General features: G+C 71.2%; 11 protein-coding genes. 1 reads left to right on the top strand and 10 read right to left on the bottom strand.

Features of this window, described 5'->3' with window-relative positions; translation table 11 throughout:
• Window positions 1-20 precede the first annotated feature (20 nt).
• The 9 genes from gltX to DWB05_RS11225 all read right to left on the bottom strand — a co-directional run bounded on the left by gltX (window position 21) and on the right by DWB05_RS11225 (window position 11117).
• Window positions 21-1358 carry a glutamate--tRNA ligase gene (gltX, locus tag DWB05_RS11265; RefSeq protein WP_114377290.1) on the bottom strand — a complete coding sequence of 446 codons (1338 nt, stop codon included), beginning with the start codon at window positions 1356-1358 and terminating at the stop codon, window positions 21-23.
• A 12-nt stretch (window positions 1359-1370) separates the two neighbouring features.
• Complete coding sequence (locus tag DWB05_RS11260) at window positions 1371-1736, bottom strand: hypothetical protein (protein WP_114377289.1); 366 nt, start codon at window positions 1734-1736, stop codon at window positions 1371-1373.
• Entirely contained in the window at window positions 1733-3397 is a 1665-nt protein-coding gene (locus tag DWB05_RS11255; protein WP_114377288.1) for an NAD+ synthase, read from the bottom strand. The genes DWB05_RS11260 and DWB05_RS11255 overlap by 4 nt, the downstream gene beginning before the upstream one ends.
• Window positions 3398-3408: 11 nt before the next feature.
• The gene (locus DWB05_RS11250; protein ID WP_232818512.1) at window positions 3409-4332 is read right to left on the bottom strand and encodes a DMT family transporter; all 924 of its coding nucleotides are present in this window, start codon (window positions 4330-4332) and stop codon (window positions 3409-3411) included.
• Window positions 4329-5468 (bottom strand): beta/alpha barrel domain-containing protein, encoded by a 1140-nt coding sequence (locus DWB05_RS11245; RefSeq protein ID WP_114377656.1) that lies wholly within the window; start codon window positions 5466-5468, stop codon window positions 4329-4331. The genes DWB05_RS11250 and DWB05_RS11245 overlap by 4 nt, the downstream gene beginning before the upstream one ends.
• A 10-nt stretch (window positions 5469-5478) precedes the next feature.
• Window positions 5479-6861 carry a class II 3-deoxy-7-phosphoheptulonate synthase gene (locus DWB05_RS11240; protein ID WP_114377287.1) on the bottom strand — a complete coding sequence of 461 codons (1383 nt, stop codon included), beginning with the start codon at window positions 6859-6861 and terminating at the stop codon, window positions 5479-5481.
• 85 nt (window positions 6862-6946) lie between these two features.
• Window positions 6947-8311, bottom strand: coding sequence for a glutathione-disulfide reductase (gene gorA, locus DWB05_RS11235; protein WP_114377286.1), 1365 nt, complete (start codon window positions 8309-8311; stop codon window positions 6947-6949).
• A 42-nt stretch (window positions 8312-8353) separates the two neighbouring features.
• Window positions 8354-9832 (bottom strand): NAD-dependent succinate-semialdehyde dehydrogenase, encoded by a 1479-nt coding sequence (locus DWB05_RS11230; RefSeq protein WP_114377285.1) that lies wholly within the window; start codon window positions 9830-9832, stop codon window positions 8354-8356.
• 124 nt (window positions 9833-9956) lie between these two features.
• Window positions 9957-11117: a methyl-accepting chemotaxis protein gene (locus DWB05_RS11225; protein WP_198669149.1), complete on the bottom strand. Its 1161-nt coding sequence runs from the start codon at window positions 11115-11117 to the stop codon at window positions 9957-9959.
• A 15-nt stretch (window positions 11118-11132) separates the two neighbouring features.
• Between DWB05_RS11225 and DWB05_RS14895 the strand changes: the two genes are divergently transcribed.
• Complete coding sequence (locus tag DWB05_RS14895) at window positions 11133-11756, top strand: hypothetical protein (protein WP_198669148.1); 624 nt, start codon at window positions 11133-11135, stop codon at window positions 11754-11756.
• Here the strand turns inward: DWB05_RS14895 and DWB05_RS11220 are convergent.
• Window positions 11737-12615, bottom strand: a complete 879-nt coding sequence (locus DWB05_RS11220; protein WP_114377283.1) for an alpha/beta hydrolase — start codon at window positions 12613-12615, stop codon at window positions 11737-11739. The genes DWB05_RS14895 and DWB05_RS11220 overlap by 20 nt on opposite strands.
• Window positions 12616-12618 lie beyond the last annotated feature (3 nt).

Raw genomic sequence — 12618 nt, 5'->3', positions numbered from 1 at the left:
GCGACGCGCGGGGGGCTGCGTCAAACGCCGGCGGCGAGACGCAGCCGTGCGGCGGCGCGGGCGCGGCCGATGAGGGGGAGCAGGGCGGCCATGTCGGGCCCGTGCTCCTCGCCGGTGAGCGCAAGACGCAGCGGGCGCCAGAGTGCGCGGCCCTTCCGTCCCGTCGCCGCCGCAAGCGTCGCCGCCCAGGCCTTCGCGGTCGCCTCGTCCCAGGGTTCGGGTGGGAGGGTGTCGAGGGCGGCGCGCAGGAATGGGGCCTCCTCGAGCAGGGGGGGTGGCACGATGTGGCCGGCGACGACCTCCCACCACCCGCGCGCCTCGGACAACAGGTCGAGATTGCCGCGTACGGCGTGCCAGAAGGCCTCGGTCGCCCCCTCCGGCAGTCGATCCTGCACGGAAGCGAACGGCAATGCCTGCAGCACGCGACGGTTGAGGGCGAGGAGCTGGCGGATGTCGAAACGCGGGGGGCTCTTCCCGAAGCGGGCGAGGTCGAAGCCGGCGAGGAGCTCGCGCGGCAGGCCGGGGACGGCCTCGTCGGGCGTGCCGAGGCGGGCGAGGTAGCCGGCCAGCGCCTCCGGCGTCACCCCGTCGGCCCGCAGCGCGCGCAAGGAGAGCGAGCCGAGGCGCTTGGAGAGCGGCTCGCCCGCCTCGTCGACCAGAAGCGGCAGGTGGGCGAAGCGCAAGCCGGCGGTGTCGGCACCGAGAGCGGCGAGGATGTCGAGCTGCACGCCGGTGTTGGTGACGTGGTCCTCGCCGCGGATGATGTGGCTGACGCCGAAGTCGAGATCGTCGACCGCCGAGGCGAAGGTGTAGAGGGGGCTGCCGTCGGCGCGCACGAGAACGGGGTCGGAGATGGCGGGAAGTTTCACCGCGCGCCGTCCGAGGACGAGATCCTCCCAGGCGACCTCGCCGTCGGAGAGACGGAAGCGCCAATAGGGGGGCTTGCCGGAGGCGAGCGCGCGGGCGCGCTGCTCTTCGGTGAGCGCGAGGGCGGCGCGGTCGTACACGGGGGCGAGGCCGCGGGCGAGGCGCTGCTTGCGTTTCGCCGCCAGCTCCTCCTCGCTCTCCCAGCACGGATAGAGCCGCCCGGCGGCCTTCAGCGCCTCGGCCACCTCCGCGTAGCGCGAGAGCCGCTCGCTCTGGCGGAGGGGGCCCTCGTCCCAATCAAGCCCGAGCCAGCGCAGATCCTCCTCGATGGCGGCGGCGTATTCGGCGCGCGAGCGTGCCGTGTCGGTGTCGTCGAGTCGGAGCAGGAACGATCCGCCGCCCGCGCGGGCGAACAGCCAGTTGATGAGCGCGATGCGGGCGTTGCCGACGTGCAGGTGGCCGGTCGGCGAGGGGGCGAAACGGACGCGCACGCGCGGGCTGCGTCAGTCATCCGCCCCGGCGAAGCGGCGCGGATCCAGGCTTCGCCAGTCGCGCTCCTCGCTGCCGGGCGGGGCAGGGTTGGCGGCGAAGAAGGCGAGCTCGGCGGCGGAGGACCAGGCGAGGTCGCCGGCATCGACCACCTCGGCATCTTCGCCGAAGGCGTGCCAAGCGGCCGCGACGTCGCGCGGGCTCGCCCCCGGCAGGCGGCAGCGCTCCACGCTGTCGCGCACATAGGCGCGCGCGAAGGCGTTGGCGTGCATCAGGGTCGCGAAGCCGCGCACCTCCTCGACCTCGCCCTCGCTTCCCCCCGAGAGGTCGACGATGCGCACCACCCAGCCTCCGGCCGGGGCGAACAGGGACTCCATCATCGCACGAGCGCGGTGAAGCCGTTGGTGATCGGATAGCGCCGGTCGCGGCCGAAGGCGCGCGGGGTGATCTTCACCCCGGGCGGGGCCTGGCGGCGCTTGTATTCAGCGCGATCGAGCATGCGCCAGACCCGCAGCACCGTCGCGCGGTCGTGCCCCCGTGCCACCAGGGCGTCGACGGATTGTTCGCCCTCGACGAGCCCTTCCAGGATCGCATCGAGCTGATCGTAGGGCGGCAGCGTGTCCTGGTCGGTCTGGTTCGGCTTCAGTTCGGCCGAGGGCGGCTTGACGATGACGCGTTCGGGAATGACGGGGCCCTCGGGCCCCTTCGCCCCGCGCGGCAGGCTTCGGTTGCGGAAGCGGGCGAGGGCGAAGACGGTGGTCTTGTAGACGTCCTTCAGCACGGAGAAGCCGCCGCACATGTCGCCGTAGAGGGTCGCGTAGCCCACCGACATCTCGCTCTTGTTCCCCGTGGTCAGCAGCATGTCGCCGAACTTGTTGGAGAGCGCCATCAGGATGAGGCCGCGCGTGCGGGACTGGATGTTCTCCTCCGTGATGTCGGGCGGGCGGTTGCCGAACACGGGGGCGAGAATGCGGTGGAAGGTGTCCATCGCCTCCGCGATGGGGATCACGTCGTAACGCACGCCGAGGGCGCGGGCACAAGCCTCGGCGTCCTCCAGGCTCTCGCGCGAGGTGTAGGGGGAGGGGAGCATGACGGCACGCACCCGCTCCGCCCCCAGCGCATCGACCGCGACCGCGGCGGTGACCGCGCTGTCGATGCCGCCCGAGAGCCCGAGGACGACGCCGGGAAAGCCGTTCTTCGCCACGTAATCGGCGAGCCCCAGCATCATCGCCCGCCAGATGCTCTCCTCCCGCCCCTCCTCGGGCGCGACGTGCGACGTCGTGCAGACCAGGCGGTCCTCTTCGCGGCGCCACTCGGCGATTGCGAAATCCTCCTCCAGCGCGCGCAGCCGCACGCGCAGGGAACGATCCGGATCCAGCACGAAGGAGGCGCCGTCGAAGACGAGCTCGTCCTGCCCGCCGACCTGGTTGAGGAAGACGAAGCCGAGACCGTTCTCGACCACGCGGCCCACAGCCAACGACAGGCGACGGTCCTGCTTGCCGGCCTCGTAGGGCGAGGCATTGATGGAGACGAGAAGCTCCGCCCCGCTCTCGCAGAGGGTCTCGCACACGTCGGGCAGCCACCAGTCCTCGCAGATCATCAGTCCAAGGCGGAAGCCGCGGAAGGCGACGGGCCCGGGAGCGGGGCCCGGCACGAAATGGCGCTTGTCGTCGAACACGCCGTAGTTCGGCAGTTCGTGCTTGGCGCGCATGGCGAGGATGCGCCCACCCTCCAGCACCAGGGCGGCGTTGTACAGCCTCTCCCCCTCGCGCCAGGGGGCGCCGACGACGAGGCCGGGCCCCCCATCGGCGGTGACCGCGGCGAGGCGCTCGACCGCCTCGCGGCAGGCATCGAGGAAGGCGGGCTTCAGCACCAGGTCATCGGGCGGGTAGCCCGCGATGGAGAGTTCCGGCGTCAGAACGAGATCGGCGCCTTCGGCGGCGGCGCGCGCACGTGCGGCGAGGATCTTGTCGCCATTCGCCGTGATCGCACCGAGGTGAGGGTCGAGCTGAGCGAGCGCCAGCCTGAGCCGTTCCGCCATGGGCCGCGACGCTAGGGGCGGGGCAGGGCGACGTCAACGCGACCGCCGCGCACGCCCAGGATCATGCCGGCGGTGACGGCGAGCACGCCGAGCGCGCCACCCCAGCCCAGCGGCTCGCCGAGCAGGGGCCAAGCCGCCACCGCGGCGAGTGCCGGCACCACGGAGGTGAACAAGGAGAGGCGCACGGGGCCGAGCGCGATCAGGGCACGGTTGTAGATCAGCGAGGCGAAGGCCATCGCCAGCAGGCCCTGATAGACGCCCTGGAACAGGATCTCGCCCCAGGACGCGAGGTGGATGTTGGACGGGAGGGCGAACCACCACAGCGGGAGATAGAGGGGCGCGCAGCCGATGGCGATCGAAGTCGTGGCTTGAAGCGCGGTGATCTGCCAGCGTTGCACCAGGATGGTGAACACCGCCCAGGACGAGGTGGCCAGGAAGAACAGCACATCGCCGCGCCACGCCCCCGGCGAGTCGAAGAAGCCAAGGCCCGCCAGCAACACGATGCCGATGGCAATCAGCGCGAGCGAGCGTTTTCGTCGGCGCGAAATCGGCTCGCCGAGCCAGACGAAGGCGAGCAGCGTGGTGACGAACGGGAGCGCCCCCGGCAGCAGCACGGCACCGTGCGCGGCGGGGGCGATTTCGAAGGCGGCATAGGCGAGCAGCGCGAAGCCGTAGCCCGCCGTGGCGGTGAGGGCGGCGATGCGCGGCAACGGGACGCCGCGCAGCGCTCCCATCAGGGCGGCCGGCAGCAGGGCGACGAAGGACACGCCGAAGCGCAGCGCCGCCATGTCCCACGAGGTGAGTGCCCCCTTCGCCCCCGCCCGGCTCGCCAGGATGAAACCGGTCCAGATGACGAGCACGCCGGTGGCGAGCAGGAAGCCGAGGCGACGCTCCTGCGCCTCGTCAGCCGACGGCGCGAACAGCGCGCGGATCACGGAGTGCGCGCGCCATTCTTCCGGAACAGGAACTCTCGCCCGACCTTGACGCGGGCGACACCGTCATAGGCGATGATGTCGGCGGTGGCGTAGGTCTCGCTCCAGATCTCGGGCAGGAAGGAACCGGTGCCGACCAGATCGAGCGGGGCCTTGGCATCCGCCATCACCCGGCACTTCTCGACCGAGAACCCGGAGGAGCCGACGATGCGAACGCGCGGGAAGCCCGCCTCGTCGAGCGCCTCGCGCATGCGCCAGATGGCGGCCGCCGAGACGCCGGTGCCGACCAGCCATTTCAGTTCCGTCTCCGACCGGTACCGCCTGATCGCGTGCGGTGCGTGGCGTTCGAGCACCGCGTAGGAGGAGGGCGGATCAAGCCCCTCCATGTAGCGACCGCCATGGGTGTCGAGCCGCACGGCAAGACGCCCTTCGGCGGCGAGGTCGGGGAAGCGTCTGGCGACGGCGATCGCGTCCGTCACCTCCTTGCCGAAATAATCCACGAGCACGGTCAGATCATCCTCCGGAAATGTCTCCCTGAACATTTCGGCCGCCCGCACGGTGGAGCCGGCATAGCCGATCAGCGCGTGCGGCATCGTGCCACGGCCGCGATTGGCGCCGAACCAATGCGCGGTCGCATCATTCGCGTTGCCGATGAAGCCCTTCGCCCCTTGCGCTTGGGCCGCCCGCGACCCCACCGAGGCCGCATAGGCCATCATCTCCGCCATCTCGGTGCCGGCGCAGTGGCGCGCATCCATGGCGAGGAACGGCACATGCGGAAGCTCGAGGCACATCGCCCAGGCGTTCCAGGCCGCGACACAGGTGGGCCCGAGCTTCTGCAGCAGGATGGTCTCCAGTTCGGCGAGTTCGGCGAAGGAGCCGCTGATGTAGAGGATCGGATCCCCGGCGCCGACGACCGCGCCCTCCGGGTGCATCACCTCGATGCTGACCGCATCGCCGCGCACCGCACGCAGCCAGTCGATGGCGATGCGTGGAGCGGAGACGACGGGGCGGCGCATGAACACCGCATAGGTTACGGTGCAGTCGCCGAAGCGTTCGACGATGCGGCGCGTGCGGGTGAAGTAGGAGTCCGTGTGGCGGGGGATCTCCTCCGCCGCCGGTGTGGCGACGGCGCGCAGCATCGCCGCCGGCCTATTGCGCGGCGACACGTCGGGAACGATCCGCACCGCGGCGGCTGCGCAGCTCGTCCGCCACCAGGAAGGCGAGCTCGAGCGCCTGCTCCGCATTCAGCCGCGGGTCGCAGAAGGTGTGGTAGCGGGCGGCGAGCGAGGCTTCGGTGACGGGGCGCGAGCCGCCGAGGCATTCCGTCACGTCCTGCCCGGTCATCTCGATGTGCACGCCGCCAGGCCAGGTTCCTTCCGCCTCATGCACGTCGAAGAATCCCCTGACTTCGGTGAGGATCGCCTCGAAGCGGCGGGTCTTGTAGCCGTTCGACGCCTTCACGGTGTTGCCGTGCATCGGGTCGGTGAGCCAAACGACCTTGCGCCCCTCGCGCGCGACCGCGCGCACGAGGGGGGGCAGGCGCGCGCTGATCGCGTCCGCCCCCATGCGGGAAATCAGCGTGATGCGGCCGGGCTCGTTCTGCGGATTGAGGATGTCGAGCAGGCGCAGCACGTCATCCGGCTGCATCGAGGGCCCGCACTTGATGCCGATCGGGTTCTTCACCCCGCGCAGGAACTCGACATGCGCATGGTCGTGCTGACGCGTGCGCTCACCGATCCAGAGCAGATGGGCGGAAGTGCAGTACCAGTCGCCGGAGGTGGAATCGATGCGCGTCATCGCCTGCTCGAACGGCAGCAGCAGCGCCTCGTGCGAGACGTAGAAGTCGGTCTCGCGGATCTGCGGCGTGGTGTCGGAGGTGAGGCCGCAGGCCGCCATGAAGGCGAGGGTCTGGTCGAGCCGATCGGCGAGGTCGCGGTAGCGCTCGGCCGCGGGGCTCCGTTCGACGAAACCGAGGTTCCAGCGATGCACCTCGTGCAGGTCGGCATAGCCGCCTTGCGCGAAGGCGCGCAGCAGGTTGAGCGTTGAGGCGGCGTGGAAGTACCCGCGCTCCATCCGTGCGGGGTCGGGCCTGCGCGCTTGGGCGGTGAATTCCGCACCGTTGATGTTGTCGCCGCGATAGGCGGGGAGGGTCACGCCGTCGATCGTTTCGGTCTCCGCACTGCGCGGCTTGGCGAACTGGCCCGCCATGCGGCCGATCTTCACCACCGGCACCTGCCCGCCGTAGGTGAGCACCACCGCCATCTGCAGGAGCACGCGGAAACTGTCGCGGATGACGTTGGCGGTGAGGTCGGCGAAGGATTCGGCGCAATCTCCGCCCTGCAGGACGAAGGCCCTGCCCTCGGCGGCGGCGGCGAGTGCGGCCTTCAGCCGCCGGGCCTCGCCGGCGAAGACGAGCGGCGGGTAGCGCTTGATCCGCTCCAGCACGACGGCGAGTTCCGCCTCGTCGGGGTACTGCGGCATCTGCGCCACCGGCTTCGTTCGCCAGGACTCCGGGCTCCAGGGCGCTGACATGGCGTTGTCCTCAAAACGGTCACACGTTGCGGGGCGACATTAACCACAGCAGGAGGGCAAACGCCACCGCGTACGCCGCGCGGGCCTAATCGGCCGCCTCGGCCAGCGGGTCCGGCCGGCGGGTGCGCATGGTGACGAACTCCTCCGCCGCGGTCGGGTGCACGCCGATCGTGCGGTCGAAATCGGCCTTGGTCGCGCCCATCACGAGGGCGATGGCGATGCCCTGGATGATCTCGGGCGCATCCTCGCCCAGCATGTGGGCGCCAAGCACGCGCCCCGACGCGCGCTCGACCACAAGTTTCATCAGGGTGCGCCGCTGCCGGCCGGTGATGGTGTGGCGGAGAGGGCGGAAGCGGGCGAGGTAGACGTCGACCGGCCCCCGCTTGGCCGCCTCCTCCTCGGCGAGCCCAACCGTGCCGATGGGCGGGATGGTGAAGATCGCCGTGGGCACGTTCTCCAGGCTCACCCGGCGCGGGCGGCCGCCGAACAGCGTATCCGCCAGCGCATGGCCCTGCGCGGTGGCGACGGGGGTGAGGTTGAGCCGATCCGTCACGTCGCCGAGGGCGTAGATGGAGGGGACGGAGGTGCGCATCGCCTCGTCGACCACGATCGCGCCCTTGGCGGACACCTGCACGCCGGCGCGTTCGAGCCCGAGCCCGGCGACGTTGGGGCGACGGCCGATGGTGGCGAACACGGCATCCGCTTCGATCGCGCGCCCGTCCGAGGAGACGACCAGGAACCCATCGCGCGTCCGCTCGATCCGCTCCGCATCGGCATCGAAACGGAGATCGATCCCCTCCGCCCGCATCTCCTCGGCGAGCGCGTCGCGGAGGTCGCGATCGAAGCCGCGCAGGAACAAAGGCCCGCGATAGAGCTGGTGCACCTCCGCGCCGAGCCCGTTCAGCAGGGCGGCGAACTCGCAGGCGATGTAACCACCGCCCAGCACCACCACCCGCTTCGGCTTCTCGGGAAGCGCGAAGAGATCGTCGGAGAGAAGGCAATGCTCCGCCCCCGGAATGGTCGGGCGTACCGGCTCGCCCCCGGTGGCGATGACGATGAAGCGGGCGGTGACGCGCCTGCCACCGATCTCCACCGTATGGGCGTCGATCAGTGCAGCGTGGCCCTCGAACAGGGTGACGCCGGCGCCCTCGAGCAGGTGGCGGTAGAGCGTCGAGAGGCGCGCCACCTCGGCGTCGCGGCGCGCCTTCAGCTTCGCCCAATCGTGGCCGCGCACCTCGAGATCCCAGCCGAAGGCGCGCGCGTCCTCGAACGCGCCGCGATACTCGGCCGCCTGCACCATGATCTTCTTCGGCACGCAACCGACATTGACGCAGGTGCCGCCCCAGTGGCGCGATTCGGCGATGGCGACGCGCGCGCCGTGGCCCGCGCTGATGCGCGCGCAGCGCACGCCGGCCGAGCCGCCGCCGATGACGAACAGGTCGAAATCCACGCGCGTCCCGCGGTTCGTCGCTGAACCCCCGCCCCGGCCCCGTCAGGTGCCGATGCCGCCGAGGGCGACGTACTTCACTTCGAGATACTCCTCGAGGCCGTGATGCGCCCCTTCGCGGCCGAGCCCGCTCTCCTTGTAGCCGCCGAAGGGTGCCACTTCGGTCGAGATGATGCCCTCGTTGACGCCGATGATGCCGTACTCGAGCGCCTCGGCCACGCGCATGATGCGGCCGACGTCGCGGGCGTAGAAGTAGGCGGCGAGCCCGTAGGGCGTGTCGTTGGCGAGACGGATCGCCTCCTCCTCCGTCCTGAACCTGAACAGGGGGGCGACGGGCCCGAACGTCTCCTCGCGGAAGATGCGGGCGGAAGGCGGCACGTCGGCGAGCACGGTCGGTTCGAAGAACGTTCCGCCCAAGGCATGACGCTTGCCGCCCGTCAGCACGCGCGCGCCTTGCGCCACCGCATCGGCGATGTGCTCCTCCACCTTGCGCACGGCGTCCTCGTTGATCAGCGGGCCCTGCACCACGCCTGGCTCGACGCCGGGGCCCACCTTCATCGCCCGCGCGGCCTCGGCGAATTTCTGCGCGAAGGCCTCGTACACCCCCTCCTGCACCAGGATGCGGTTGGCGCAGACGCAGGTCTGGCCGGTGTTGCGATACTTCGAGGCGAGCGCGCCGGCCACCGCGGCGTCGAGATCGGCGTCGTCGAACACGATGAAGGGTGCATTGCCGCCAAGCTCCATGCTGACGCGCTTCACGGTCGCGGCGCACTGGGCGAGGATCACCTTGCCCACCTCCGTCGAGCCGGTGAAGGACACCTTGCGCACGAGCGGGTTGCCCGTGAGTTCGCCGCCGACCTCGCCGGAGGGGCCGGTGACGATGTTGAGCACGCCGGCGGGAATCCCAGCGCGTTCGGCGAGCACGCCGATGGCGAGCGCGGTGAAAGGCGTCTGCGAGGCGGGACGAACCACCCCGGTGCAGCCCACCGCCAGGCCTGGGGCGCATTTGCGGGTGATCATCGCGGCGGGGAAGTTCCATGGCGTGATGGCGGCGAACACGCCGACGGGCTCCTTCATCACCAGGATGCGCCGGCCCTTGGCGTTGGTCGGGATCATCTCGCCGTAGGCACGCTTGCCTTCCTCGGCGAACCACTCGACGAAGGCGGCGGCGTACAGCACCTCGCCCTTCGCCTCCGCCAGCGGCTTGCCCTGTTCGGAGGTCATGATCAGGGCGAGGTCGTCGGCATTGGCGAGCATCAGCTCGTAGAGACGGCGCAGCATCGCCGCGCGCTCCTTCGCGGTCAGCGCGCGCCAGGCCGGGAAGGCGCGGTGCGCGGCCTCGATGGCCGCACGGGTCTCCGCCGCGCCGAAGGCCGGAACGGTGCCGAGCACCTCGCCGGTGGCGGGGTTGCGCACGGGAAGCGTCTTGCCGGAGGCGGCCTCGACCCACTTGCCGTCGACGAGGCAGGCTTGGCGGAACAGCGAGGGGTCCTTCAGCGGCAGCGGTGCGGTCGGGTTCAGCATCGGCGTCCTCCCGTGGTCAGTGCGGGGCGGAGCCTAGACCCGGGCGGGCGCGGCCGGAAGGGGCCGCGCCGTCGCCGACGCGGCCCCGAGGCGAGGGAGGAATGGGGGGGCGCTCAGCCCGGGCTCAGGCCGCCTTCACCTCGGCGAGGAAGGCCTCGACCTGGCGGCGGAGTTCCTCGGCGTTGCGGCTCAGTTCCTCGGCGGCCTTCTGCACCTGGGCGGCATCCGCTCCGGCGTTCTGCGCCACCTGCTGCACCGAGCCGATGTTGGCCGACACCACGCCCGTGCCCTGGGCGGCCTGCTGCACGTTGCGCGCGATCTCGGCGGTGGCCGCCCCTTGCTCCTCCACCGCGGCGGCGATGGAGGCGGAAACGCTGCTGATCTTCTCGATGGTGCCGCCGATGGCGCGGATGGCCTCCACCACCTTGCCCACTTCCGCCTGCACGGCGTCGATCTGGGCGGCGATCTCGTCGGTCGCCTTGGCTGTCTGGCTCGCGAGGTTCTTCACTTCGGAGGCGACGACGGCGAAGCCCTTGCCCGCTTCGCCGGCACGCGCGGCCTCGATGGTGGCGTTCAGGGCAAGCAGGTTCGTCTGCCCCGCGATGTCGTTGATCAGCCGCACCACGTCGCCGATCTTCTGTGCGGCGGCGGCGAGGCTTTCCACGGTGGCGTTGGTGCGGGTGGCTTCGCTCACCGCCTCCTGCGCCATCCGCGTGCTTTCCGTCACTTGGCGGCTGATCTCTCGGATCGAGGCGGCGAGTTCCTCGGCGGCGGCGGCGACCGTCTGCACGTTGGCGGAGGCCTGCTCGGCGGCGGCGGCGACGGCGGTGGCCTGGCGCGAGGTCTCCTCCGCTCCGGCGGCGAGGCCGGAGGCGGTGGCCTCCAGTTCGGTCGAGGCGGAGGCGACGGCCTTCACCACGCCGCCCGTTTCGCGTTCAAAACGAGCGGTGGCCTCGGCCATCTTCGCCGCGCGGGCGGCCTTGGCTTCGGCTTCGGCGCGGTCGCGCGCCTCGCGTTCGCGCTCGGCGATCAGCTTGTCGCGGAAGGTCTGCATGGCGGCGGCGAGGTCGCCGATCTCGTCCTTCCGCCCGACGCCTGGGATGGGGGTGGTGGTGTCGCCTTCGGCGAGCGCGCGGAGCCGGGCGACGGACTCGGCCACAGGGCGGGCGATGCCGCGGGCGCCGATCAGCCACACCATCAGGGCGGCGAGGAGGAGGGAGGCGACGACGCCGGCGATGACGAGGAGTTCCTTGGCTGCAGCGTCAGCCTCCGCCTCGGCTCGCACGCGATCCGAAGCCGCTTGAGCCGCGCGTTCGAGCTCCAAGGTCAAGCGATCCACGGTGCGGATGGCATCGCGATTCGCCATGACCACCGCGGAAAGGTCGGGATCGCGGCGTTCAGCAGCAGCCAAGGACCGCTGCAGGCCGGCGATGTAGCTTTCGGCTGCCGGCACAAGCCGGTCGAGGATCTCGCGACGCGCCGGCCCCGCCACCTCCCGCACGCGGCGCACAGCGTCTCGGAACTGTGGGACTTCGCGCTCGACAAGGCGGCGAACCTCGCCGACGTCGCTCGCACGATCCAAGGCCAAACTCAGCTCCCGCCGCCGCAGTTCGGAGAACTGCGCCTTGACACGAGCGGCGTAAGTTGCCGCACCAGCCTCCGTATCCACGCGGACCAAGGCCTCCTGAAGCCCGCGCACGGCGAGCAGGGACGTTCCGCCAATAACAAGCACGGCGATGACAGGCGCGGCGGCAAAGACCCCGAGCTTGCCGGTGATGCGCAAGGACGACAGGAACGACACGCCGCGACCCTCCTCGACATTCTTTCCTTCGCCGCGGAAGGTGCAGGCGGACGATTACGAAAACGTGTATCGGCGCAAGGTCGCGCCACTGCAGCCGAGCGTCTCACCCCGCCCGCGCCGTGACCCCCGCCGCCACCGGCAGCAGGAAGGCCAAGGCCTCGTCGGCCGTCTCCTCCCACACCCGCATCGTGTGGCCGGTGGCGATCAGGCGCAGCGTCACCTGCCCCGGCTGGGCGCGCTCCAGCACCTCGGCAAGCCGCAGCGTCTCCTGCGCGATCCCGAGCGGGTCGGCGTCTCCGGCGGCGAGGAAGAACGGCACCCGAAGCGGCTGGGCGAGGTAGCCCGCCAACGCCGCGGGCCAAGCGACCGCCCGCCAGGCGGCCTCGTCGAACCGCCCATCCGCGCCGCGAAACGCCGCACTGCGCCGCGCACCCGAGGTCGCCGGCGGCAGGTCGGCGTAGCACGCCGGCGCCCACAGCGCGGCGCGCGAGAAGAGGTCGGGCCGGCGCAAGGCCAACCTGAGCGCGCCGAAGCCGCCCGCCGAGTAGCCCGCGACCGCCCGCCCTGCGCGCGTCTGCGCCACCGGGTACTTCAGCGCCACGTCGGTGAGCAGGTCGCGCACCACCCAGGACTCCGCCCGCGCCATCGGGCTGTCCACCCACCAGGTGTCGCGCGCGCCCGGCATCACCGCGATCGGGGCCGCCACCCGCCCGTCCGCCATGCCGCGCTCCACCGCGCTCCACAGCCGGATCTTGCCGGCCCAGAACTGCTCGTCCGCCCCCGCCCCGTGCAGCAGCACGAGCAAGGGATAGGGCCCGCCCGCGGGATCGAAACCCGGGGGCAGGAACACGTTGTAGGCGAGCCACGTGCCGTCCGCGGTGACGCAGCCATCCGGCAGCACGCGCCACTCGCGCGCGGAACCGGAAGCCGTCGCCGCGACCGCGCCTGCCACCCCCGCAAGCAGTGCGCGACGCCCGACCACCCC

The organism is Elioraea thermophila (ex Habib et al. 2022) (assembly GCF_003336755.1).
GTDB lineage: Bacteria > Pseudomonadota > Alphaproteobacteria > Acetobacterales > Acetobacteraceae > Elioraea > Elioraea thermophila.
This window is presented reverse-complemented; position numbering and strand designations above follow the sequence as displayed.